The organism is Haloechinothrix salitolerans (genome assembly GCF_042662605.1).
Taxonomy (GTDB): domain Bacteria; phylum Actinomycetota; class Actinomycetes; order Mycobacteriales; family Pseudonocardiaceae; genus Haloechinothrix_A; species Haloechinothrix_A salitolerans.
This window is the reverse complement of the sequence record NZ_JBHSXX010000001.1, coordinates 3,794,049-3,816,474: the sequence shown is the minus strand read 5'-3', so window position 1 is coordinate 3,816,474 and position 22,426 is coordinate 3,794,049. Positions and strand designations below refer to the sequence as shown.

23 protein-coding genes and 1 pseudogene are annotated in these 22,426 nt (G+C 67.5%); 11 read left to right on the top strand and 13 right to left on the bottom strand.

The genetic code is table 11. The annotated features are described in order from the left end of the window. Window positions 1-9: 9 nt before the first annotated feature. Both ACFQGD_RS18075 and ACFQGD_RS18070 read left to right on the top strand, forming a co-directional pair. Complete coding sequence (locus tag ACFQGD_RS18075; RefSeq protein WP_345393260.1) at window positions 10-135, top strand: hypothetical protein; 126 nt, start codon at window positions 10-12, stop codon at window positions 133-135. A gap of 253 nt (window positions 136-388) precedes the next feature. Continuing rightward, window positions 389-667, top strand: coding sequence for a hypothetical protein (locus ACFQGD_RS18070; protein WP_345393263.1), 279 nt, complete (start codon window positions 389-391; stop codon window positions 665-667). 91 nt (window positions 668-758) lie between these two features. Here ACFQGD_RS18070 and ACFQGD_RS18065 read toward each other — a convergent pair whose 3' ends face one another. Beyond that, on the bottom strand, window positions 759-1,181 hold the full coding sequence (locus ACFQGD_RS18065; protein ID WP_345393266.1) for a nitroreductase family deazaflavin-dependent oxidoreductase: 423 nt from the start codon (window positions 1,179-1,181) through the stop codon (window positions 759-761). Between the two features lie 132 nt (window positions 1,182-1,313). Here ACFQGD_RS18065 and ACFQGD_RS18060 point away from each other — a divergent pair, with 132 nt between their 5' ends. Further along, window positions 1,314-2,321 (top strand): RNA polymerase subunit sigma-70, encoded by a 1,008-nt coding sequence (locus ACFQGD_RS18060; RefSeq protein WP_345393269.1) that lies wholly within the window; start codon window positions 1,314-1,316, stop codon window positions 2,319-2,321. A 10-nt stretch (window positions 2,322-2,331) separates the two neighbouring features. Here the strand turns inward: ACFQGD_RS18060 and ACFQGD_RS18055 are convergent, their stop codons facing one another. From ACFQGD_RS18055 to ACFQGD_RS18045, 3 genes are all read right to left on the bottom strand, one after another. Beyond that, window positions 2,332-2,895, bottom strand: a complete 564-nt coding sequence (locus tag ACFQGD_RS18055; RefSeq protein WP_345393272.1) for a dihydrofolate reductase family protein — start codon at window positions 2,893-2,895, stop codon at window positions 2,332-2,334. A gap of 222 nt (window positions 2,896-3,117) precedes the next feature. Next, window positions 3,118-3,720, bottom strand: coding sequence for a response regulator transcription factor (locus tag ACFQGD_RS18050; RefSeq protein ID WP_345393275.1), 603 nt, complete (start codon window positions 3,718-3,720; stop codon window positions 3,118-3,120). After that, entirely contained in the window at window positions 3,717-4,892 is a 1,176-nt protein-coding gene (locus ACFQGD_RS18045) for a sensor histidine kinase (RefSeq protein ID WP_345393278.1), read from the bottom strand. The genes ACFQGD_RS18050 and ACFQGD_RS18045 overlap by 4 nt, the downstream gene beginning before the upstream one ends. 131 nt (window positions 4,893-5,023) lie before the next feature. Here ACFQGD_RS18045 and ACFQGD_RS18040 point away from each other — a divergent pair. Both ACFQGD_RS18040 and ACFQGD_RS18035 read left to right on the top strand, forming a co-directional pair. Continuing rightward, window positions 5,024-5,602: pseudogene (locus ACFQGD_RS18040) on the top strand (ABC transporter ATP-binding protein); the annotation flags it as partial. A gap of 170 nt (window positions 5,603-5,772) precedes the next feature. Beyond that, window positions 5,773-6,516: a hypothetical protein gene (locus ACFQGD_RS18035; protein ID WP_345393284.1), complete on the top strand. Its 744-nt coding sequence runs from the start codon at window positions 5,773-5,775 to the stop codon at window positions 6,514-6,516. Window positions 6,517-6,953: 437 nt separating this feature from the next. Here ACFQGD_RS18035 and ACFQGD_RS18030 read toward each other — a convergent pair whose 3' ends face one another. Then, complete coding sequence (locus tag ACFQGD_RS18030; protein WP_345393287.1) at window positions 6,954-7,634, bottom strand: winged helix-turn-helix transcriptional regulator; 681 nt, start codon at window positions 7,632-7,634, stop codon at window positions 6,954-6,956. A gap of 113 nt (window positions 7,635-7,747) precedes the next feature. Here ACFQGD_RS18030 and ACFQGD_RS18025 point away from each other — a divergent pair, with 113 nt between their 5' ends. After that, entirely contained in the window at window positions 7,748-8,620 is an 873-nt protein-coding gene (locus ACFQGD_RS18025) for a class I SAM-dependent methyltransferase (RefSeq protein ID WP_345393290.1), read from the top strand. Window positions 8,621-8,682: 62 nt separating this feature from the next. Here the strand turns inward: ACFQGD_RS18025 and ACFQGD_RS18020 are convergent, their stop codons facing one another. After that, window positions 8,683-10,056 carry an MFS transporter gene (locus ACFQGD_RS18020; protein WP_345393293.1) on the bottom strand — a complete coding sequence of 458 codons (1,374 nt, stop codon included), beginning with the start codon at window positions 10,054-10,056 and terminating at the stop codon, window positions 8,683-8,685. Between the two features lie 64 nt (window positions 10,057-10,120). Here ACFQGD_RS18020 and ACFQGD_RS18015 point away from each other — a divergent pair, with 64 nt between their 5' ends. The 3 genes from ACFQGD_RS18015 to ACFQGD_RS18005 all read left to right on the top strand — a co-directional run bounded on the left by ACFQGD_RS18015 (window position 10,121) and on the right by ACFQGD_RS18005 (window position 13,065). Continuing rightward, window positions 10,121-10,525, top strand: coding sequence for an ArsR/SmtB family transcription factor (locus tag ACFQGD_RS18015; RefSeq protein ID WP_345393296.1), 405 nt, complete (start codon window positions 10,121-10,123; stop codon window positions 10,523-10,525). Window positions 10,526-10,661: 136 nt separating this feature from the next. After that, entirely contained in the window at window positions 10,662-11,723 is a 1,062-nt protein-coding gene (locus tag ACFQGD_RS18010) for a HupE/UreJ family protein (RefSeq protein WP_345393299.1), read from the top strand. Between the two features lie 154 nt (window positions 11,724-11,877). Next, the gene (locus ACFQGD_RS18005) at window positions 11,878-13,065 is read left to right on the top strand and encodes a DUF418 domain-containing protein (RefSeq protein WP_345393301.1); all 1,188 of its coding nucleotides are present in this window, start codon (window positions 11,878-11,880) and stop codon (window positions 13,063-13,065) included. A gap of 24 nt (window positions 13,066-13,089) precedes the next feature. On the opposite strand, the gene ACFQGD_RS18000 is transcribed toward ACFQGD_RS18005, so the two are convergent. Further along, window positions 13,090-13,746 carry a response regulator transcription factor gene (locus ACFQGD_RS18000; protein ID WP_345393304.1) on the bottom strand — a complete coding sequence of 219 codons (657 nt, stop codon included), beginning with the start codon at window positions 13,744-13,746 and terminating at the stop codon, window positions 13,090-13,092. A 9-nt stretch (window positions 13,747-13,755) separates the two neighbouring features. After that, window positions 13,756-14,907 carry a sensor histidine kinase gene (locus ACFQGD_RS17995; RefSeq protein ID WP_390183622.1) on the bottom strand — a complete coding sequence of 384 codons (1,152 nt, stop codon included), beginning with the start codon at window positions 14,905-14,907 and terminating at the stop codon, window positions 13,756-13,758. A 235-nt stretch (window positions 14,908-15,142) separates the two neighbouring features. Between ACFQGD_RS17995 and ACFQGD_RS17990 the strand changes: the two genes are divergently transcribed. Continuing rightward, window positions 15,143-16,666 (top strand): flavin-containing monooxygenase, encoded by a 1,524-nt coding sequence (locus ACFQGD_RS17990; protein ID WP_345393310.1) that lies wholly within the window; start codon window positions 15,143-15,145, stop codon window positions 16,664-16,666. A gap of 36 nt (window positions 16,667-16,702) precedes the next feature. On the opposite strand, the gene ACFQGD_RS17985 is transcribed toward ACFQGD_RS17990, so the two are convergent. Beyond that, the gene (locus ACFQGD_RS17985) at window positions 16,703-18,022 is read right to left on the bottom strand and encodes an alpha/beta hydrolase domain-containing protein (protein WP_345393313.1); all 1,320 of its coding nucleotides are present in this window, start codon (window positions 18,020-18,022) and stop codon (window positions 16,703-16,705) included. Between ACFQGD_RS17985 and ACFQGD_RS17980 the strand changes: the two genes are divergently transcribed. Further along, complete coding sequence (locus ACFQGD_RS17980) at window positions 18,016-18,387, top strand: hypothetical protein (protein ID WP_345398830.1); 372 nt, start codon at window positions 18,016-18,018, stop codon at window positions 18,385-18,387. The two genes, ACFQGD_RS17985 and ACFQGD_RS17980, sit on opposite strands and share 7 nt — an antisense overlap. A gap of 102 nt (window positions 18,388-18,489) precedes the next feature. Here the strand turns inward: ACFQGD_RS17980 and ACFQGD_RS17975 are convergent, their stop codons facing one another. The 4 genes from ACFQGD_RS17975 to ACFQGD_RS17960 form a co-directional block, all read right to left on the bottom strand. Continuing rightward, window positions 18,490-19,398, bottom strand: a complete 909-nt coding sequence (locus tag ACFQGD_RS17975) for a hypothetical protein (RefSeq protein ID WP_390221041.1) — start codon at window positions 19,396-19,398, stop codon at window positions 18,490-18,492. A gap of 517 nt (window positions 19,399-19,915) precedes the next feature. After that, window positions 19,916-20,890 (bottom strand): hypothetical protein, encoded by a 975-nt coding sequence (locus ACFQGD_RS17970; RefSeq protein WP_390221072.1) that lies wholly within the window; start codon window positions 20,888-20,890, stop codon window positions 19,916-19,918. A 3-nt stretch (window positions 20,891-20,893) separates the two neighbouring features. Continuing rightward, window positions 20,894-21,226, bottom strand: coding sequence for a helix-turn-helix domain-containing protein (locus ACFQGD_RS17965; RefSeq protein ID WP_345390872.1), 333 nt, complete (start codon window positions 21,224-21,226; stop codon window positions 20,894-20,896). Then, window positions 21,227-22,342 carry a tyrosine-type recombinase/integrase gene (locus tag ACFQGD_RS17960; protein ID WP_390183717.1) on the bottom strand — a complete coding sequence of 372 codons (1,116 nt, stop codon included), beginning with the start codon at window positions 22,340-22,342 and terminating at the stop codon, window positions 21,227-21,229. Window positions 22,343-22,426 lie beyond the last annotated feature (84 nt).

Genomic DNA, 22,426 nt, shown 5'->3' with positions numbered 1-22,426 from the left:
CGCGGGTGAATGCCTGAGGCACGGGTCATGGCCGTGGCGAAGTCCAACCTGGTGGCGTGCTGCGTGTCCATACCCGCCACCGAACCCGCCAGCCCGACCGGCCAACAAGGGCCGAATGACCCGGCCAGCAAGTGACCGCCAGGTCAACCCGAACGGTCAAGACCCCCGCCAGCGATCGGCGACCAGCACGCACAGGCCCGCCGCCGGGTCGGCAGGTTCACCGAGTCTCGGACCGAGGGTCATTGCTACCGGCTCTCCGAGGACTTCTTGGGTGTTGATCAGAGGTCCGAGGTCGTACGACCGCAGGGAGTTCGCCTCTGCCGCTCCCTGCCATGCCGGGCTTATGTTCCGACCGCAGACAGCAGTTCGGTGTGGCCGGGGAGGCGTCATGAGCTACGACGATGGCGATGTGGACCAGGTCGCCTATTCCCATCGGACGGTCGCGATGTTGCGTGCGGTCGCGGCAGGCCGAGCTGTTATGACCTGCAGCGCCGAACCCGATCTGTTCATCGATGGACTGCCCTGCTGCGACCAGTTCGCCGCGCACGAGCTAACCCATCACGGCCTCGTCTACCCGTCCCACCCCGGCCAGGTCGGCCAGCGGGTGCCGGCGCGGCTGACGCCCACCGGCCTCGGGCTGGTTGCCGAACTGACCGTGACCGCATAAGGCGGGTCGCCGATCCGCTCGCCTCACGGCCGCCGACGATCAGTAACGTCGGGGGCAAACTGGAAACAGCGGTACGATCACAAGGCCGCGCCTACGTGAGTAGCACGAGCGGGATCTCACGCGTGGTCTTGCGCTGGTAGCTCGCGTAGCCCCGGTATGCCTCCACCACACGCGGCCAGAGCGCGGCCCGCTCGTCCGCACTGGCGATCCTGGCCTTCATCGGGTGTCGTGGCCCTTGCTGCAACGACACCTCGACAGCGGGGTTGTCGCGCAGGTTGAGAAACCACGCTGGATGGGTAGGGTCCCCGCCTCGGGACGCCACGACGACGATGGTGTCGCCGTCGACGATGGGCGCGGTGAGCATGACCGATCGTGGCTCACCGGACTTCCGGCCGATCGTGATCAGCTCCAGCGACGGCATACCCGCGATCGTGCGGCCGAGCCTGCCCCCGGTGAGTTTGAGCAGAAGTCGGTGCCCGGCGTTCATCGTCTTCAGCTGGAGATCAGTTGGCATAATTCAAGCCTAGTGGGTCAGGCGCACCCGCACGTTGCGCCACATACGGGCAACGGCATCCGCGATCAGAAATCCTCCGCTACGTCGTCAGTTCTGGTAGTGCCCTCGCAACCGGTGGAAGGATTGATGACCATGACCGACGCTAGACCGCTGGGCGCCGACGAGGCCACGTCCATCGCGGCGGTCCGCTCAGGCGATACGACGCGGTTCGCGCTCATCACGGAGCGCCACCGGCGTGAGCTGCAGGTGCACTGCTACCGGATGCTCGCGAACTACGAGGACGCCCAGGACATGACGCAGGAGACGTTCCTGCGAGCGTGGCGCAAGCGGGAGTCGTTCAAGGGCCACGCTGCGCTGCGGACCTGGCTGTACCGGATCGCGACGAACGTCTGCCTCGACTTCCTGGAGAAGCGCAATGACCGCACACCCGTACCGACCGAGCTGTCGGACTCCGGCTCCGAGCTGCCGTACCTGCAGCCGTATCCCGACCGGATGCTCCCCGAGGACCCGCAGGAATCGGTGGTGGCGCGGGAGACGATCGAGCTGGCGTTCATCGTCGCCGTCCAGCACCTGCCGCCACGGCAGCGGGCGGTGTTCATCCTGCGCGATGTCCTCGGCTGGCCGGCGTCGAAGGCTGCCGACGCCCTTGAGCTGACCGTCGCATCGGTGACCAGCGCGCTGCAGCGGGCGCGCGTGACGATGCGCGAGCAACTGCCCGAGCGCCGTCACGACTGGCGGAGCCCCGCCACCCACGAGCTGTCGAATGACGAGCGCGGCGTGGTGAAGTCGTACATCGACACCCATGAGCGCAACGACCTCGACGGGCTGACGTCCCTGCTGCGCGACGACCTGCGGTTCGCGATGCTGCCCGAGCCGGGCACCGTGATCACGACGGCCAAGGACGCGGTGGACGGCTGGATCTCCGGTGGGCTCTTCCAGCGCGGCTACGACGACTGGCGCTGTGTCGCCACGACGGTCAACCGCATGCCTGCCGCCGTGCTGTACCTCCGCACCCCCGGCGACCCGGAGTACCGGTTATTGAACATCGCGGTCCTGCACATCGTCGACGGGAAGATCGCCGAGCTCACCGGATTCGACGTCACCGACAAACCATGGCTGGACCTGCCCCCGACACTGTGATCACACCTGCTCATCGCCTCGTTTCGTATCGGGTCAGCACCACGCCGCCGGGAAACGTGCGCGTCTCCACGAGGTTCAGGTTCAGCCAGCTGTCCATCGCCGTGAAAAATGGCGTGCCGCCGCCCACCAGGACGGGGTGGGTGGCCAGGGCGTACTCGTCGATCAGCCCGGCCCGCATGGCAGCCCCAGCGAGTGTCGCACCGCCGATGCGCATGGGGCCGCCGTCTTCGGCCTTGAGCCGGGTGATCTCGGCGATGGCGTCGCCGGTGACCAGGCGAGTGTTCCAGTCGACCTTGTCGATCGTCGAGGAGAACACCACCTTCGGCGTGTCCCGCCAGTTCCGCGCGAACTCGATCTCCGCAGGGGTGGCGTTGGGCTGCTGGTCGCCGGTCGGCCAGTAGGAGCTCATCGTCTCCCACAGCTTGCGCCCGTACAGCGATAGCCCGCTCGCCAACTCTTGGTCGAGCCACCACTGGAACAGCTCGTCGCTCGGCCCGCTCCAGCCGATGTCGTCGCCGGGTGCGGCGATGTAGCCGTCCAGGGTCAGGTTCATGCCGAAGATCAGTTTCCGCATCATGCCAGCCTTTCGTGAGTCGATCTCACACGTATAGACGGGCGCGGCGCGAAAACCTAATCGGTGCGCGATCTGTGTATCGGTTATGTGCCCGGGTTACTTGGGGCGACCCTGCCAGTATTGGCTTACCGTGTGATCGCAGCAGCAAGGCCGCGATGGCTGCGCCAGCGGTACAAACACCACGCTGGCTAGTAGTGATGAGCAGGCAATTCCCATCAGCGGTCAGATCCAGCCTTCTTCCCATGCCCGATACGCCGCAGCGTGACGGCTGGTGACGCCGAGTTTGCTCATCGCGGCGGAGAGGTAGTTGCGCACGGTGCCCGGTGCGAGATGAACCTGTGCCGCGATGGTGTGCACCGAGTCGCCGGTACGGGCCGCGCGCAACACATCGAGTTCGCGCGTGGTCAGCGGGCAGGTGTGTTCGGTGAGTGCCGACGCCGCGATGTCGGGGTCGACGTAGCGCCGCCCGGCCGATATACCCCGCAAGATCTCCGCGAGTCGGGTGGCGGGTGTGGTCTTGGGGACGAATCCGCTGACGCCGGTCGCGAGGGCTCTGCGCAGCACGCCGGGTCGTGCGTGCCGCGTCACCAGGACGACGTCGATGTCGAGCTCCGCGCGGATGTCCTCGGCGGCCCGTAACCCGTCCGCCGGAGGCATTTCGAGGTCGAGCACCGCGATATCGGGATGGTGCGCTTTGGCTTCGCGCACGGCTTCGGTCGTGGTCGAGACCTGCGCGAGCACGGTCATGTCCGGTTCGAGTTCAAGCAACGCGGCGAGCGCGCCGCGCACCAGGTCTTCGTCGTCGGCGAGCAAGAGTCGGATCACGTCCGCGCTCCTTCCTCGTCGGGTAGCAGAGCGGTGATGGTGAACCACTCGCCGTCGCGGTGCCAGTCCAGCACGCCGCCAGATACGGCCAGTCGCTCAGCCAACGTCGCCAGTCCGCTGCCCGGTTCGGTTGCGGGAGCTACCGCGCCGTTGTTGCGTACGCGTAGTCGCACGCCGTCCGCGTCGGTCCAGAGTGTCAGGGTGGCTTCGTCGGCGTGGCTGTGTCGTAGCACGTTGGTGGTGGCTTCGCGGACGACTTGGCCGAGCAACTGTCGCCGGTCGCTGGGGACCGAGTCCGCAGCTGATTCGCTGCCTGGGTGCAGGCGCCCTTCGATACCGGCTGCGACCAGCACCCGGGTCGCGTTTGTCAGTTCGGTCGTCAGCGGTGTGGTGCGGTAGCCGTGCACGAGGTTCCGGGTCTCTGCTAGGGCGTTCTGTGCGTGCTGGTGCACGTCCCGCATGCGAGCGACCGCCGCCTGCGGGTCGGTCTCGGCCAACCGTGACGCGAGTTCGCTTTCCAAAGCGATGACGTGGAGGTGGTGACCATGCGCGTCGTGCAGGTCGGCCGCGAACCGTAGGCGTTCGTCGGCGACGGCGAGCTCGCCCTCCACGCGACGGGCGTGTTCGAGCTGGACTACGACGTCGAGGTACCAGACGCCAGTGCGCAGTGCCACGGCAAGCAGCACGATCAGCACCGCACCGAACGCCGTGTCCGGCAGAGAGACATCGCCACGCGCGAGGAACCGTGCGGTGACGGCGACGGTGGTCGTGGATGCCGTCGCCACAAGCACGATCCGGGGCCGCCAGCGCGACGGCGCTGCGCACGCAATCGCACCGATCACGACGCCCGCCACGACCGCCCAGGTGAGAGTGGGACTGCCCGTGGCCCACTGCGACGCGACCGTGACTATCAGCGCGCCCGCGACTGCCAACGCTGCGGGTACGAACGCGAGGCCGCGTTCAGCGTCGGCCGCGAGACGGAGATGTAGCAGAGACGCGGCACCGGCCGAACCCGCGACCGTGCCCGCGACGGCGATCGCGGCCAGCGTGACGCTCGGTTCGGTGGTCACGATCGAGGCAACCAGCCCAACACCGAACGCGACGGCGAGCCCAACCGAGGACCACCACGTCAGGCGCCGCACTCGCTCGACGTTGCCCGCAGAATCCGTCATTCCCGTCATGATGCCGCACCCGACGTCTCGGGCACCGGTGCCATCTGTCATCGATTCGCGTGCCGGACTCACGAGAAGTCACGCGGTTGTGACACTGCCACCAGAAGCGTGTGAGCAGCATCGTCGCCGTTATGACGACAACACACTCACCCGCCGTGCACGTACGTGGCCTGCGCTACGACTACGGCTCGTTCGAGGCACTGCGGGGCGTTGACATCGACGTGCACTCCGGCGAACTGTTCGTTCTGCTCGGCACGAACGGTGCAGGCAAGACCACCACCCTGGACGTGCTGGAAGGCAGGTGCCAGCCCGGCGGTGGCTCGGTGCGGGTGCTCGGAATGGACCCGTGGCGGCAACGTCGCGACGTCACTGCCCGAGTCGGCATCGTGCTCCAGGAGTCCGCGCTGCCGCAGGAATTGACACCGCTGGAGTTCCTCCGCCTGTGGAACCGGTTGACCGACGCGGCGTCCACGCACATCCCCTCGGACGACAACCTCGCGTGCGTGGGCCTCGCGCATCGTCGTGACGTGCGCATCGGCAGGCTGTCCGGTGGAGAGCGCCGAAGGCTCGACCTGGCCACCGCGTTGGCCACCGACCCCGAGTTGCTTGTGCTCGACGAACCAACCAGCGGACTCGATCCGGAGACGAGAACGGACACGTGGGACCTGCTGCGCGACTTCCTGCGGCGCGGCACGAGCATCCTGCTGACCACTCATTACCTGGAGGAAGCCGCCACGCTCGCGGATCGGCTCGCCATCCTGCATCGGGGCCGCGTCGCGGTCTCAGGACCCCTCGACGAGGTACTGGCAGCGCGCCGCCTGCCCACACTGGCTGACGTCTTTCATGAGGTCAGCACCACAACGCCCGAGGAGGTGTCCCGATGATGACGACCGTCGCACTCGCGCGAGCCGAACTAGTCATGCTCACCCGCAACCGTACGGCGCTGGTGAACGCGGTACTCGTTCCGTTTGCCCTAGGCATACTGTGGATCGTCTCAGACCCGCCTGGCAAGTTCGCGTCGTTCGGCGCTGTCCTGCAACTGCTTGTGCTGATCGCGTTCACCATACTGAGTGTGGCCACCACGACGCTGGTCGCGCGACGCGGGCAGCACGTGCTGGAACGGTGGCGCCTGTCGACCGCCACGAACACAGCCATCCTCGCGGGAACCCTCACCCCGGCGCTGGTTCTGTTCACCGGCCAGGCGACTTTGCTGCTCGCCATGACCGCGTACGCCACAGGCAGCGCGCCGGACCGGCCGCTCGTCCTCGGGATCGCGGTTGTGCTCGGTGGCGCGTTCGGGTGCGCGCTCGCCTGCGTGACCGCCGCGTGCACCCGGACCGTCGAAGCAACATCGGTCACCCTGCTGCCCGCGACAACAGCGGTGATCGGCGGCGGAATCTGGGCGACCACGACCGCGCCAGGCGAACTGGACTGGTGGGTACCGGCCACCGGTGGCGGCGCGATCGCCGGCATCGTGCGAATCGGCTGGGACGGCGCACCCGACGGCGCTGGCCTCGGCGGCGCGATCGGCGCAGCACTCCCCCACGCCGCGTGGCTGCTCGCCCTGACGGCCGTGGCCACCGCCATCGCCGCACACTCATTCCGCTGGCACGGCCGCGCCTGATCACGCTGTTGGATCGCACGACGTCTACGCCGCGTCGACCCTGGCATCCCCCGACGCTCGGCCAGTCGAACGCCAGGCCCTGAATGCCACCGACCACTCCCGCCGCGCATGGCAGGGTGGCGGCCTCTACCGTGACGGCGTTGCCGTTGCCCTGGCCGCCACAACGCCCATGGGCCCTGCCATCTGCGACGAACCAACGTTCCGGGCGCGGAGCGGACATGATTATCAAGCGACCAGTGAAATGATCCGCTGCCGACGCCGAGCGCACACCCGGACGTCGGCGGCGACGTTCTCGACCGGGTCGGGTGGAGTCCATGACGATGCGGAGCGGGCTGCCTGCCGGTGCCCGAGGCCGACGCCGAGTCCGGCGGCAGCGCACGCTGGAGGCGTCGCTGGACTGGAGTTACGACCTGCGGCCTGCACATAGCCGCGGTCGGTCACCCGTGATCGTGCTTGGCGGTGCGGGGAGCGGGAGCCTTATTCCAGGTTGGCAGAGCCCGGCGCAGGTGTCGGGGGCCGTCGATGGTGATCGCGCCGGAGCGCACGGCGTCGGCCCAGGCGAGGGAGCCGAGGTGCCAGCGGGCGAAGGCGATGGGCTCGTCGATCCTGACGGTGACGTCGTCACCGAAACCGGGATCGAACCGGCAGATCTCCGCGCCGCCCCGCTCCACGAGCAGCCACACGGTACGTCGGCCTCGGTTGTGGAAGTCGAACCGCACCACGACTCGTCGCTCCGGCAGCAACTCAGTCCGCAAATGAGACCGGACCCACGACCACAACACGGCGTCAGGGTCCGCGTGATCGGTCGTGAGGTCAGTCCACTCCTCGGCCCAGTCGCTCAGCGCGTGGAGGATCGGCCACATCGCCTCCGCCGCCGGCGTGGGTTCGTAGCGTGAGCCTCGGCCGTCGGGCTTGGGGCGGATGGTCACCAACCTCGCTCGTTCCAGCTCCCGCAGCCGCCGCGTCAGCAGGGCCCGTGACAGCCCGGGTGCTCCGGCGGCAATCTCGTTGAACGTGTGGCACCCGAGCAGCAGGTTGCGCAGGATGATCGGCGTCCACCGCTCGGCAAAGACCTCTGACCCTCGTGCGATCGGACAGAACTGACCGTAGCTGCGCATGTGGTCAGTGTGCGCCGCGGCGTCGACCGCCGCTAGTTCACATCGAGAACCCCGATGGGCGTAGTTCATATTGTGTCCTTGCCACCCCCGCCAGCGCGCCAAATGCTGGTCACATGAGCCACGACGCCCACGAGGACCCGGCCGCGACCAACACCGCCAGCCGTCGCGGAGGGCACAGCTGGAGCGGCGTGTCCGTAGCCGCCGAACGCTACGAGCACGACCTCGTGCCCGCGCTGTTCGAGCCGTGGGCCAGCGTTCTCATCGACGTCGCCGACATCAGGCCCGGCGACCGCGTACTCGACCTGGCCTGCGGCACCGGCGTGGTCGCTCGCGCCGCCGCGCGGCGCGTCATGCCACACGGGCACGTGTGCGGACTCGACGTCAACGAGAATATGCTCGCCATCGCCCGCCGCGCCGACGCCGACATCGAGTGGCGGCAGACCGACGCCAGCCGCATCGACCTGCCGGATGCGTCCTTCGACGTCGCCGTCTGCCAGCAAGGCCTCCAGTTCTTCCCCGACCGCCTTGCCGCCTTGCGAGAGCTCCACCGCGTCCTCGCACCCGGCGGCCGGGCGGTGATCGCCACCTGGTGTGCCCTCGATGACGGCGACGCTGGCTACGCCCCGATCGCCGCGGCGCTGCAACGCCACCGACCTGACGACCCCGCCCCACTCAGGTTCATCACGGCCATCTTCGCGCTCAGCGACCCCACTGAACTCACACGACTCCTCGAACACGCTGGATTCGACGACATCGACGTCGAACGCCGCACCGGCACCGTGCGGTTCCCGTCGGCAGAGGCGTGGGTAGAGGCGTTCCTCGCCGCCGCGCCCGTCCCGAGCATCGCGAGCCTCTCACCCGCCACCCGAGCCGCGATCATCGCCGACGCCGCCTCCGCTTTACAGTCCTATGTGGATTCGGCTGGCATGGCGTTCGGACTCCACACCAACATCGCGTTGTGCCGCGCTCACCGAGCAGGCTTGTGACGCCTGCCAGCCTGGGTCGATCGAGCCGCGACTGAGCGTCGAGCTCACCGTCAGCGGCGTTCTCACCCGTGTGGCGTGGGCCAGCGGGGGTGGTCGGCGTCGATGATGAACTCGTGCGTGTGGGTGTATGCGCCGGCGGGGATGGCGTCGGCGAGGTGGCCTTCGCCCGTCGGCGGCGCGGGGTGGGTGTGCGTCAGCCGAACCGGATCGCGGCGCGGCCAGACCGCGACGGCGATGACGGTGCCGGTGACGGTGAGCGCGGCGAGGGCCAGCCAGCCGATCGTGAATCCGGCTGAGGTCACCAGGTATCCGGCGATCGGGTAGCTGAGCAGCCAGCAGGCGTGCGACAGCGAGAACTGGGCGGCGAACACGGCCGGGCGGTCGGCCTCCCGCGCGGAACGGCGCAGCACCCGCCCGACCGGGGTAAGCACTAGCCCGGCCCCGACACCCAGCACCGCCCACACGACGGCCGCCGCCACCGACCGGACTTCGCCGAGCGTCACGGTCGAGAGCGCGACAGCCCCGGCGGCACCGGCGCTCAGCACGATCCCACCGCTGAGCATTACCGGCCGCTCCGGCACCCGATCTAGCAGCCTCGGCAGGCACGCGGCGACGACGATCGTGCCGACGCCATTGGCGGCCAACAGCAGCGCGACGTCGTTGTCATCGCCGCCGAGCACGTCGCGGACGATGTTGACCGTGTTGACCATGACGATGGCGCCCGCCCCCGCGATCGCCAGGTTCAGCCCGAGCACGCCACGCAGTCGCGGGGTGGCCGCGAATATCCGCATCCCGGCGGCGATCCGATCGACTGGTCCGGTGCGGTCGCTGGGCCGCGCGCTCGGGATCGTCGACGTCGCCACCAGCATCGCCGACGCGACAAACCCGACCGTGGTGCCCGCGAACAACCAGTGGAAACTCGCCACCGTCAACACCGCGGCCGCGAGCGCAGGACTGAGCAGCGTCTCCATGCTCGCGGCGAGTTGCGAGGCCGACAGCGCGCGGGTGTAGTCCCGCTGATCCGGCAAGATGTCCGGCAGCACCGCCTGAAACGTCGGGGTGAACGCCGCCGACGCTGCCTGCAACACGCCGATCAGCACATACACCTGCCACACCGACGTCACGAACGGCAGCGCGAGCACCACCAGCGCTCGCACCATATCCAGACCGACCAGCAACCAGCGGCGCGGCAGCCGATCCGCGTAGGCGCCCGCGATCGGGGCGATCGTCACGTACACGACCATCTTGATGACCAGTGCCGTACCCAGTACCGCTCCCGCTCTCGACCCGGCCAGCCGGTACGCGAGTAGTGCCAGCGCGACCGTCGCCAACCCGGTACCCAGCAGGGCGATCACCTGCGCGCCGAACAGATGCCGGTAGTCCCGCACCCCGAACAGCGACCGCACCCCCGCCGTCGTCGTAACGCCCGTGCCCATGGGCGCCACCATAGCAGAATATATGAAGACATCTTCAAGTATTTGTGTCGACTAGACTCCCCGTATGGGGCACACACCACCCGGACACGCGGCACCACCGGCGCGGCTCACCGCCGCCGACGCGGACGCCGTCGCCGCGACGTTGCAGGCGTTGGCCACCCCGAGTCGCCTGCTGATCCTCACCCAACTGCGGCAGCGCCCCTGCGCCGTGGGTGAGCTGGCCGACGCCATCGGCATGGAACCCTCGGCCGTCTCCCACCAACTCCGACTGCTGCGCGCACTCGGCCTGGTCACCGGCACCCGACACGGCCGCAGCGTCGTCTACGCCCTCTACGACAGCCACGTCGCCATGCTGCTCGACGAAGCCGTCTACCACATCGACCACCTGCGCCACGGCATCCGTGAGAATCCGCCACCCGGCTCGGCCACCTCCGCCGGCGCCGACGAAGCCCCATCGATCCCCAGCTAGCCACACCACACGACGTAGCCCGCCGCGGTGGTTACTCGCGCGTATGGCACAGTGTCGGCCCCGTACCGTCCACCTGCCGCTCGGGGCTACCGCTGACGGGGCAGCGGTGGTTCGCCCAGAAGGGGGTCCGTTGCTCGTGACCGCACTGCGCCGATGTGCCGCCGTGTTCGCGGTGATGCTCGCCGGGCTCGCGAGCGCGCCGGGTGTCGCGCTCGCCCACGGCATTGGTGGCTCAGCTGCCGATCTGGACGTGTGGGAGTTCCTGCCCCTCGGCATCGAGCACATGCTGCTCGGCTGGGACCACCTGCTGTTCATCGGCAGCGTCGTGCTCCTGGCAGGCGAACTCGGCCGCGCCGCCAAGCTGATCACCGTGTTCGTCCTCGGGCATAGCACCACGCTGATCATCGCGACCTTGGCCGGATGGCAGATCAACGCCCTCGCGGTCGACGTCGTCATCGCGCTCAGCGTCGCCTTCGTAGGCATCGTCGGCTGGATCGGCCGCCCCCAGCGCTGGACGTGGTTCGGCACGGCCGTGCTCGGCTTCGGCCTCATCCACGGGCTTGGCCTCTCCACCCGGCTCCAAGCCCTCGGATTGCCCGAAGACGGTATGCTCGCCCGCGTCATCGCGTTCAACATCGGCATCGAGATCGGCCAGCTCTCCGCGATCGCCGTCATGGTGGTGCTCGGCAAACTCCTCACCCGGTTCATCACCTGGACCCACGCCGAACGCGCCACTCACGGCGGATTCGTCGCCATCGGTGTCGTCGCCGCACTCGTGCTGACCACGCTCACCCTCACCGGGGTCAACAACGACGCTCGCGCCGAGACCCTCGGCAGCTGCACCATCACACCGCGCGCCACGACCTACAGTGCGGCTGGCGGCGGGCACCCCGCCAAACCGTTCTACGGACCAAGCGAGAACTACCCCGAAACCGACTTCGGACACGTCCTCGGCGACGGCTACGTCCTCGTCCACTACCCCACCACTCTGCCCGACACCCAGGTCGCCGAACTCAAGAAACTCATCACCGGCCCCGACGGCGCGGGAATGCTCGCGGGCGCGGCACCGGACCAGGACGGCCCGCTGAGAGCCGTCACCGCACAACAACAGCTTGAGTGCGACGAGTTCGACCTGCCCGCCCTCCGCGAGTTCACCAAGAACTGGCACGCCGAACTCCAAGGAAACAACGCAAACTGAGACCGCGATAGAAACGGGACGCTCACCGATGGGCGTCCCTTTTCGTGACATGCGCGATCCTCGACACAGCGCAGCGCTGGTAGGGCTACCCCCACCCTCCATTGTCTAGTCGTCTGGATTCCACCCGAGTCCGCTGATCCTTAGTGTCGCCGTCATGACACCGACCTTCACGTCTCATCACCTAGCATCGCTAGAAACATCCCGCCTCCGGGACGTCGACGCGCTACGTGGTTTCGCGCTGCTGGGAATTCTGGTCGTCAACATCGCCTACTTCGCATCGGGATATCCATTCCATCAGGTCTCCGATCCGGCGTTCTCATCTGTCGTGGACCATAGCGTGCACTGGCTGGTGACCGCGTTCGTCGAAATGAAGTTCTACCTGCTCTTCTCATTCTTGTTCGGTTACAGCTTCACCCTCCAGCTCGACTCAGCTGAGCGGAGTGGAGCACGATTTCGTCCTCGCTTTCTCCGGCGACTGGCGGTCTTGTTCGTCATCGGAGGGCTGCACGCGATTCTGCTGTTCCAGGGCGACATCCTCACGACATACGCCGTGCTGGGCCTGATTCTGCTCGTCGTGCATCGAATTCAGCCCCGCACGGCTCTCATCGTGGCCGCAACTCTCACCGCCCTGGTCGCACTGTTCTTCGGCGCTATCTCGCTCGGCGACGCTCCGATCGTGAACGAGGCACAGGCTTTGGAGCAGGGCCAACAGAGCACCATCGCCCTGTCCGGCGGCATCACCTCGCTGATCACGGAACATCTCGCGGCCATTCCGCACATGCTGGTCGCCCTCGTCGTCCAGCAGGGCCCGATCGCGTTCGCCGCGTTTCTGGCGGGCTTGGCGGCGGGAAAGCTACGCGCACTCTCCGACACCGCGCGGCAAAACCGAGCACTTCGGACGATCCAGTTGGTCGGCTTCCCGATCGGCCTGGCCGGTGGCGTCGTGTTCGCCTCCCTCGGCGGTACGAGCAGCGCCGCCGGGCTGTCGATCAGCGTCGCGACCGCACCCTTTCTCGCCGCCGCCTACGCCGCGACCCTGCTCCGGTTGTGCCACACAGCGTGGGGAACGACGATAGCCGAGTTGCTCGCCCCCGCCGGGCGCATGGCACTGTCCAACTACCTCGGCCAGTCGCTGATCTGCGTAGTCCTCTTCACCGGCGTGGGATTCGGCCTGGTAGGGACGGTGCCGCCACTCGCGGTGCTGGGCATCGCCATCGCGATCTTCGCCGCGCAGCTCGTCGCTAGCGCGGGGTGGATGCGAACCCATCGGTACGGCCCGGTCGAGTGGCTGCTCCGTGCGGCGACCAACGTGGAAACTCCCCCATGGCGCGCCAGGCCGTGATCCACGCCAGGAACGACGCACCGTTCAGGAGACGTGATCGCCATGCCGGTTGAGGTAGGTCAGCACCGCCCGGACCCTGCGGTGCTCGTCGGTGCTGCCGTCGAGGCCGAGCTTGCTGAAAATATTGCCGATGTGCTTTTCTACCGCGCCTGCCGAGACAACCAGCCGCCCCACGATCGCCACATTGGACAGCCCTTGCGCCATCAGCTCGAGCACTTCACGTTCACGTGGCGTCAGCCGGTCCAGCGGGTTTCGACGACGCGCCAGCAGTTGGGCGATCACCTCGGGATCGATAGCCGTGCCGCCGCGCGCGACCCGCCGTACTGCGTCGAGGAACTCCGCGACGTCGGCGACTCGTTCCTTGAGGAGGTAGCCAACCCCTCCGGTGCCCTTGGCGAGCAGGTCGTCCGCGTAGCTTTCCTCAACATATTGGGACAGCACCAGCACCGGAAGCCCCGGCATCAGCACGCGAGCCGCCAAGGCGGCTCGTAGTCCTTCGTCGGTGAACGTCGGTGGCATGCGCACGTCAACCAAGGCTAGGTCCGGCCGGTGCTCACGGACCGCGGCGAGGAGTTCGTCGCCATTGCTCGCCGTAGCCGCGGTCTCGATACCGTCGTCGGCGAGCAGCCGCTGCAACCCGGCCCGCACCAGAGCCGCGTCCTCGGCGATCACGATCCGCATACTGAGGTTCTACCAGGCACACGGCAGGTCGGCGCGAATCACGGTGGGTCCTCCGCGCGGACTAACGACCGTGACGACGCCGTCGATGGTCGCGGCACGATCGGCAAGCCCTGCGAGTCCGCCACCCGGCTGAAGCTCGGCGCCGCCACGGCCGTCGTCGGTCACCTCGACGATGACCGTCGCGGCGCGACGGGACACCGTGACCTTGGCCTGCTGGGCGCCAGCATGTTTGGCGATGTTGGCCAACGCCTCGCCGACAATGAAGTACGCACAAGTCTCCACCGCCTGCGGAGGCCGCTGTTCCACAAGTCCTTGGTCAACGGCGACCTCGACCGGTACCGGACTTTTCGCCGCCAACGCCGAGAGGGCGGCATCGAGGCCACGGTCGCCGAGCACGGATGGATAGATGCCACGCGCCAGGTCACGTAGCTCCGACACCGCGAGCTTGGCATCGGCGTGTGCCTCGTCGATCAGCGTGCGTGCTTCCTCGGGGTCAACGGCGAATTTGGACCTGGCCTGTCCGAGTGTCATGGCGACCGTGACCATGCGCTGTTGCGCTCCGTCGTGCAGGTCTTGTTCGATGCGGCGCCGCTCGGATTCCGCCGCATCGACACCCCTGGCACGTGACGCCCGCAGTCGTGCTGCCTTCGCGGCCAGCCGCTCGGACTCGCTGGGCCCCAGCAGCGCCATCGCCAGCTTGCCGTGTAACCAGGCCACCCAGGGCGACACCCAGAGCCCGACCGGCACCAGCACGATGCCGCAGGCACCGATCACGAACTCGATCACACCAAGCGGGAACACGATCAGTAGGTAGGCCAAGTATCGCCACGTTGCCCGCTCAGTCAGCGTCGCCAACCACCGTCGGAACGGTGCGCCACCACGATCGGGGCCGTCGGACGGACGCGGCACCCGCACGCCGAGCATGCGGTGAACCCACTGTCGTTCGTGGTCGCCGAGGTAGTACACCAGCGACGTGGCGGCCATCAGAATCGGCACCCCGACCCACACCACGGTCGTCGCGATACCGACTATGGCGAGCGCGACGACCAGCACGAACTGAGCCACCCGGATCGGAAGGCTCAGCACAAGAAACCCGGTCGCCCGCACAACCGACGGAGGCCGGTCATCCCAGGCCGCCTCGGTGTCGCTCACAACGTTCATTCTGCCAAGGGCGGCAGCTGACGTGTCGGTAATAGCACGATCACCGCGCGGATGGCGTCGTTGGCCGTAGCTACCGGAGCGTCGAGCGACCGTGGACTCCGAACCAATTGTGGCCTACGTCTCACGCGACTTTGCGGCGAATTAACTGAGACATACTGTCACAGTTACGTGTGCGGAGCCCGTTCCCGGACCGCGCGATGTACCGGCCAACCGTGGAAACGAGGAGCGCCAGCGCATGAATGACAACTACGTGGACGTACTGATCATCGGCGCCGGCGTATCAGGCATCGGCGCTGCCTGTCACCTGACCCGTGCGCAACCCGGTAAGAGCTACCTCATCCTCGAACGGCGCAACGCGATCGGCGGCACCTGGGATCTGTTCCGCTATCCCGGGATCAGGTCGGACTCGGACATGTACACCTTCGGCTACCGGTTTCGGCCATGGCAGGGCACAAAGGTGCTGGCCGACGGTTCGCACATCAAGGACTATGTCGAGCAGACGGCGGCTGAGCACGGTGTTACCGAGCGCATCCGTTTCGGCCGCAAGGTCGTCTCGGCCAGCTGGTCCACGCCGGACGGAGTGTGGACGGTCCAAACGGTTCTCGAGGCGACGGGCGAACACGAGACCTTCACCAGCCGCTTCCTCATCGGCTGCACCGGCTACTACGACTACGACTCCGGGTACCGGCCCGAGTTTCCCGGCGAGGACACCTTCGGTGGCCGGATCGTGCATCCGCAGCACTGGCCGGACGATCTCGACTACAGGGGTAAACGCGTGGTGGTCATCGGCAGCGGCGCCACGGCGGTCACGCTCGTCCCTGCCATGGCTCGCGAGGCCGCTCATGTCACGATGTTGCAGCGCTCGCCGACCTACGTTTTGCCGGTGCCTGCTGAGGATCCGGTCTCGCGGCTGTTGAAGCGTGTCGGCGTTCCCGACGCTACGATCTACAAGCTCGGCCGCTGGCGCAACATCGCGCTGCAGCGTGCACTGTTCCAGGTCTCTCGGTCGCGGCCGCGCCTTGTGCGATCGCTGCTGCGACAGGTGGTGCGCGCCCAACTCGGCGGCGAGATCGACATGCGGCACTTCACGCCGCACTACAACCCCTGGGACGAGCGGCTCTGTGTCGTCCCTAACGGCGATCTGTTCGCCGCCCTACGCAACGGCACAGCATCGGTCGCCACCGATCAGATCGACACCTTCACCGAGACCGGCATCGTGCTGCGGTCCGGCGAGGAGATCCCCGCCGATATCGTCATCACCGCGACAGGACTTGTCGTGCAGATGGCCGGTGGCGTCAAGATCAACGTGGACGGAGGCCCGGTTTCACCACGCGATCACGTCATATACAAGGGTGTCATGCTCGACGGTGTGCCGAACGCGATGATCGTAATCGGCTACACCAACGCGTCCTGGACTCTCAAGGTCGATCTCGCCTGCGAGTATTTCTGCCGCCTGCTGTCCCATATGGACCAACACGGCTACACGCAGGTCGTGGCCGAAGCCCAGCCCGGTGACCGCGCCGAGGAGTCGGCGATGGGCAGCGCGCTGCGGTCCGGCTACATCCGGCGCGCCGACGCCGTCATCCCGAGGCAGGGCACCCGCGCGCCATGGAAGGTCCTCAACAACGTCTACCGGGATGCGCTCACCCTGCGGCGAGACCGCATCGACGACGGAGTCCTGCGATTCAGCCGCACCCCCGCGACCACAACAGAACACAACACCACTCGGAGTCCTGCCACTGAGGCGACACGGACCTGACCCCGATGTCTTAGCCGAGCCGACCCTTCGAACGGGTCAGCGAGGTAGCAGTGGCGAGTCCACACCTTGCTCGGGGATCGATGACTGCCGTGCCCGCCGCATCAGGTCCTCGGCGTCCTCCGGCAACAGGATGCCCTTGGTCACCGCCGTGTCGGTGGCGTCGCGCATCGTGGCTACGTAGGCCTGATGATCTGGGTAGAGTTCGGCCAGGGTCGCCGGACCAAGTGGGATGGTCGCTCCGAACAGCCCGCAACTCGCGCCGAGGTATCGCGCGACCGGCACATCGATCGGTGGCAACCGTAAACCGCCCTTCACGTTGCCGAACTCGTCCCGCGCGAGCAGTCCGGTTGCGGTGAACTCGGCACGAGGAGGCTGGATCGGGGCTCCCCTGCCCTTGACCCACTCGTCGAGCCTGACCAACGCCGCCGAGACGGCATAGCGTTTGGGGAACATATTCCCGCCCGCGGTGCAGATGAGTTCGCGCGGCTCGATGTCATAGCCGTAGTTCCCGGCTACCTCGTGCTCGGCCTCTTCCCACCCAGCCGGGTACGGCTCGTGGCCCGGCGTCACGATGTGGTCGGCGGCATCGGTTTCGTGGCGCAGCAGCCAGTAGTCCGCGTGCGCGGACCCCGCCACCTCCCAGAGCCGGTAGTTCTCGGCCGCCGAGGCTGGCTCGGGGGTGAAGAACACCTCCTCGAGCACGTTGAGTACGGGCACGCTCGGCTCGGTCGCCGACGCGCCGCGCTTGCCCCCGCCGTCGATGAGGAAGCCGTCGACCACCCCCGCCTTGTCCTGCACGTCGGTGACGTAGTCGGACAACCGGAAACCAGACTGCGAGTGCCCGGCCGCGAGCACCCGCCTGGTGCGCAGGCCACCCATCGGGTCGACACCGCGAGTAGCGGGTGTGCTGATCGCCTCGGCGACGTGGGTGAAGATGTCGAACGAGTAGTCGTCGCCCGGATGCGACAGCGGCTCGTAGCGCGGCGGGTCCGTCATCTTCAGTGACCCGGGGGCGCAGCAGTGTCCAGCCGCCTGTGCGGAGACATGTACATACGCATAACCGCGCCGCAGGATCGTTTCGTGCGCCCACAGCCAGTCAGGGGTGTTGTCGAACTGAGCGGAGACGTTGTTCCATTCCACGATCGTCGTGCCGTTGAACCGTGCCGGATGGACCGGCCGCCGTACGACGAACCGAGTGATGTAGTCGGCACGGGAGGGCGCGGACGTGTAGGTGTCCGCCGTCCCCGTGATGAAATACTCCTCCTCGACATAGCCGAACGGTTCCAGCGAGAAGCGGCTTTCTCTGAACTTGATCAAGGTCTTCGGGCCGCGGTGATGTCCATCCGATCGTGTCACTCGGTTGTGACGATGGGTATGCCGAGGTCGACGCTGGCTGGTCGTGCGGGGTGGCGATCGATCTGGGTGAGCTTGTCTTCGGCTCCGGCGAGGCTGACCTGCAGTCCTTCGATCTCGCCGAGCCAGCCCTCGCGTTCGGCCTCGGCGATGCGGGCGGTGAGGTTGTCACGGATCTCGATGAGCCGATCACGTTGGGCGGGATCGGGCCAGAGAACCGGGCAACGGACGCAGGCATGTTCATGGATGCACGGCGTTCCGAACGCTCGGGCGCAGGTGCCGATGGACACCTTGCGGCGTTCGAAGTGGCCGAGAAACTCCTGCCATTCGGCGTCGGTGGGGGTGCGGTATTCCTCGGTGGGGCGTAGCGCTCGCCGGCGGGTGAGGAACGCCAGATGGGCTTGAATGGCTTCGTCGGGGTAGACCGCCTCTGGCGGACTCAGGTATCAGAACTGTCCGAATTCCTGGCTTCATCGGCTGCTTCGGCGGCTGATTTCGGCGGCGTAGTTGGTCCAGTCGCCGCTGCTGGCGCGTTGCCAGGCGACGGCGACGGTGATGTGGATGCCGAGCAGTCGGGCCAGGACGGCAGCAGGCAGTTCGGTGCTGAGCTGAAACAGCGCTGCGGATCGGGATCGGGCCGAGTTGATGCCGAGCTTGCGGAGACGTTCGGCGAGGCCGAATGCGCTGATGGGCCGGCCGGGCTGACCGCCGGGGAACAGCCAGGGGGAGGTTCCCTGGTCGCCGACGACGGCCTTGCCGTGGCGGGCGGCGACAACCTGGAGAACGAGCTCAGCGAGGGGTTCGGGCAGCTCGATCGGCTCGCGTCCGAGCCGCAGGCGTACTTGGTTGTCGTGGTGTTCGACGTGGTCGATGGTGAGGCGGCTGAGGGCGGCGGGCCACTGGGCGTAGAGCAGCACGAGCAGCCCGGCGACGCGGTCCTCGGGTTTGAGCGTGTCGTCGTGCAGCAGCCAGCGAGCCTGTGTCCAGCGGGTTTCGGTGTCGATGAGGCCGGAGGGTCCGTCCCACCTCGTGGCTGGGAAGTCGAGCTGGGTCAGTTTCTGTTTCTTGGCCCAGCGGACAAAGTTGCCGGCCTCGGTGCGGTAGCTGCGTTTCGTGGTGGCCAGCCAGGCATCCAGGTCGCCTTGCCGCGCCGTGGCCAGCGTGAGCCTGTGATCGGTGAGCCAATCGAGCAGGGTGATGGCGGCCTTGATAACCCGCTGCGCAGCGACGACCTGCTCGTGGGTGGTGTCGGCGCCCTTGACTCGGCCACGCAGCCGCCGCATGACATGCCAGACGGCGTAGCGGTGCAGCATCTGCCGCTCGTCGGGGTCAGCACGGTCGGCGACGATGTCGGTGATCCACCGTTCCAGCCGCGCCATCTGCTCATCCCGTGGCGGCAGCGTTCCGATGGCGACCAGGACGCTGCGCAGGTGTTCGACCGTCTTTCCTCGGGCAGCGCGTCCAGGGACGCGTGGGTGAGCGATTGCCCGGTCAGATCGCGCAGGATCGCCGGGGCGGCGCTCTTGTTGAGCCAGTTCGCGACCGTGGTGGGTCGTTTTGCCTCGGCAAGGGTGTCGTAGAGGCCTTGCAGTTCGGGGCGAATCTCGCCGCTGTCGTTGCTGAGCAGGTCGCGCAGCCGCTGCTGGACGGCGCAGCGGGCGCACCGTCCAGCGTGAATGCGGTCGGGTTGACCGCAGTTGGGGCAACTGCGCCAGAAGCCAGGGTCGGGACGGGCGCAGCTCGCGCAGAGCGGTTCATCGAGGGTGCCGCCACGGATCGGTGCGTCTTCGCCGCAGCCGACGCAACGAATCCACCGCTGTCTGCAGGCCCGGCACCAGGGCGTGCCGGTCGCCTGGGAGATCACGCAGGGTGCGTCCTTCCCGCAGATCTGGCACGTCAGGGTCTTGTATGGCACGCAGCTGCCGCAGAGCGGCCCTCGGCGGTGCGAACGTTGACGGGACGGCGTCGGCCGCAGTCGAGGCAGGTTTCCTGGTTGGCGGGGTCGGTGATCATGCAGTTCGGACACAGCGGTTGGCCGTGCTCGTCGCGGGTGGCCGCCTCGCGGACCACGCCGCAGCGCGAGCAGGGTTGGGCGCGGGATTTGGCCACACAGTTGCGACACAGCCACTGTCCGTCGATCCGGCGGTGCAAATGGATGACTCGGTCACAGCCGGGACAGGACGGGCGCACGATGGCCTGCGCTCCGGCGTCGCGGAGCTTGTCGACCAGCCGCAGCACTGCGAGAACGGGTGCCTCAGCGCCAGCCCCGGTGAGCAGTTCGGGCCGATCTTGCACCGCCCATGCGAGCTGATAGCGGCGTCCGGCGCCGGGCACTGTCGCACGAACTGCGGCGGCCACGACGTCCGCCGACAGTGTCGAATCCACGCCGGTCACCACGCCCACGACGATGTCGACGGGATCCCGACCCGCATCGGGCGGGCAGTGGGCGCATCGCGGATTCCCGTCCCGGTCTCGGCAGTTCACCGGCCGGACCTTGCCGCAGGCCGCGCAGGCGTCTCGCCGGGGACCGCAAACGCCGCAGTACCAGTCCTGGCCGCGGCGCTGCAGGGTGCGCAGGGGTTTACCGCATTCAGCGCAGACCGGCGGCGAAACTTCCATCGCGCCGGCCTCGCGCAGCGCGATGAGCAGATCCCCGACACCCCTGGGTGCTGGGGAGCGACCGTCGGCCAGCAGCACTGGCTTCTCAAGCAGCGCTTGGGCCATGCCGCGGCGCTTGGCCCGGCCCCCGGCAACACCGGTCACCGTGGCTTCGATCACCGTGCGGTCCAAGTTGGGCTCGCGTGCGGCGACAAGGTCGACGATGACGCCGATAGGGTTGGCGAGCACCTCCGGTGCCAGCGGGACTGGCATGGTCTACCCGTCGACGCGGGTGATGCGGGCCCGCTTGGGGCGCAGACCGCCGACCCCGGCCTCGGTATCGCCGACAGCCTTGGACCGGCGAAGCGGGGTGGCCCCGGCGATCGGCTCGATCAACTCGTCCATCGTGCAGTCGAGGATGTCCAGCAACGCCATCAGCACGTTCAGGCTCAACCGTTCAGGCCGCTCGGCGACCAGCCGGTAGACCTGGCTGGACGACAGGTGGATGCCGCGCTGGGCCAGTGGTTCGATCAGGTCGGTGGTGGCGAACAGGCCCCGGTCGGCCATGACGTTTCGCAGCCGCCACCGGTAGTCGAGTTTGCGGGTCATTCACGATTCCTTCCGACATTGCGGGTCGAAGGCCGGGTTCAACGCCTTGCGCAGCGCGGTGTTCATGAAGTCACCGGACACATGGGTGTAGATCGCCGTCGACGTGTCACACCGATGCCCCACGGCCTCCTGGATGAACCGACGATCCACGCCTTGCTCTGTCAGATGGGTGACCCACGAGTGCCTCAGCGAGTGGGGCGTCAGCTGTTTCGGCAGGCCGAGGGCGTCGCGGTAGGCGACGAACCGGGCATTGACCTCCGCCGGTTTGACCCTTCCGCCGCGTTCGGTGACCCACATCGCCGGGTGCTCGTCGCAGCCGAACCTCGGACGGATGTTGTCCACGTAGTCGGCCACCGCCTCGACCGCCCACCCCATCACCGAGGGCACGTTCCGCCGCCGCGGTGGCTGCCCGCGCACCGCCTTGCCATAGCGGACGTGCAGCATCCCGTACCGGCCGAACTCCGGCGCCGCCGGATTCCGGCCCCAATCGGCGATGTCCAGTTTGGACGTCTCGGTGCGGCGCAACCCCCACGCATAGGCGACTTTGAACAGCGTGGCATCACGATAGGCAGCCAGTGCGCCCTTGCGTTTCGCCCGCACCGCGCGGTCGACCTGGTCGTCGGCGTAGTCGAGGAACCGCTGCAACTCCTCGCGGGTGAACGGCCGCGCCTCGGCATCACCCTCGTACTCGTTGAGGTGGGCGATGGTGTTCCACTCGTGGCAGATCGGCACCGGATGCACCCCCGGCCCGAACTCGCCCTCGCACGCGGCCGCCCAGCCATACCGGGCGTCGCACAGGTACTCGCTGAACAACCGCAGATCCGTCTGATAGTTCCGGATCGTCGCCGGGGTCAGATGCTTTTCGCTGGTCAGCCACTGCGTCCACTCGTCCACATGGGCCGGTCCCCAGCTCCACGGGTACTCATTGGTGAACGAGATGAACTGAAGCACCAATCGCACCCGCGGGGCCATCGTGGACTCCTGCAGCCCCCGCGCCGTCTGCTGAGCATGCCAGCCGCGCAGCATCGCCTCCACCATGGCGTCCTCCGGCCGCAACTGCACCACACCCGAGACCAGCTCCAGGTGCGCCGCGCCGGCCAGATCACCCCGTCCCACCACGCCTCCAAACCAAGATCACCAGGACCGTTTGGGGCAGGGATCATGCACCTAACGGGATCACTCGGCAAGCGACGCAGGTCA

Coding starts and splice junctions, on each gene's coding strand:
- ACFQGD_RS18000 (WP_345393304.1), bottom strand. CDS start 13,746: ATGCGGATCGTGATCGCCGAGGACGCGGCTCTGGTGCGGGCCGGGTTG.
- ACFQGD_RS18045 (WP_345393278.1), bottom strand. CDS start 4,892: ATGACGGATTCTGCGGGCAACGTCGAGCGAGTGCGGCGCCTGACGTGG.
- ACFQGD_RS18005 (WP_345393301.1), top strand. CDS start 11,878: ATGACACCGACCTTCACGTCTCATCACCTAGCATCGCTAGAAACATCC.
- ACFQGD_RS18030 (WP_345393287.1), bottom strand. CDS start 7,634: ATGCGCAGCTACGGTCAGTTCTGTCCGATCGCACGAGGGTCAGAGGTC.
- ACFQGD_RS17990 (WP_345393310.1), top strand. CDS start 15,143: ATGAATGACAACTACGTGGACGTACTGATCATCGGCGCCGGCGTATCA.
- ACFQGD_RS17965 (WP_345390872.1), bottom strand. CDS start 21,226: ATGACCCGCAAACTCGACTACCGGTGGCGGCTGCGAAACGTCATGGCC.
- ACFQGD_RS18015 (WP_345393296.1), top strand. CDS start 10,121: ATGGGGCACACACCACCCGGACACGCGGCACCACCGGCGCGGCTCACC.
- ACFQGD_RS17995 (WP_390183622.1), bottom strand. CDS start 14,907: ATGAACGTTGTGAGCGACACCGAGGCGGCCTGGGATGACCGGCCTCCG.
- ACFQGD_RS17970 (WP_390221072.1), bottom strand. CDS start 20,890: ATGCCAGTCCCGCTGGCACCGGAGGTGCTCGCCAACCCTATCGGCGTC.
- ACFQGD_RS18055 (WP_345393272.1), bottom strand. CDS start 2,895: ATGCGGAAACTGATCTTCGGCATGAACCTGACCCTGGACGGCTACATC.
- ACFQGD_RS18065 (WP_345393266.1), bottom strand. CDS start 1,181: ATGCCAACTGATCTCCAGCTGAAGACGATGAACGCCGGGCACCGACTT.
- ACFQGD_RS18070 (WP_345393263.1), top strand. CDS start 389: ATGAGCTACGACGATGGCGATGTGGACCAGGTCGCCTATTCCCATCGG.
- ACFQGD_RS18075 (WP_345393260.1), top strand. CDS start 10: ATGCCTGAGGCACGGGTCATGGCCGTGGCGAAGTCCAACCTGGTGGCG.
- ACFQGD_RS18025 (WP_345393290.1), top strand. CDS start 7,748: ATGAGCCACGACGCCCACGAGGACCCGGCCGCGACCAACACCGCCAGC.
- ACFQGD_RS18060 (WP_345393269.1), top strand. CDS start 1,314: ATGACCGACGCTAGACCGCTGGGCGCCGACGAGGCCACGTCCATCGCG.
- ACFQGD_RS17975 (WP_390221041.1), bottom strand. CDS start 19,398: ATGGCGCGGCTGGAACGGTGGATCACCGACATCGTCGCCGACCGTGCT.
- ACFQGD_RS18020 (WP_345393293.1), bottom strand. CDS start 10,056: ATGGGCACGGGCGTTACGACGACGGCGGGGGTGCGGTCGCTGTTCGGG.
- ACFQGD_RS18035 (WP_345393284.1), top strand. CDS start 5,773: ATGATGACGACCGTCGCACTCGCGCGAGCCGAACTAGTCATGCTCACC.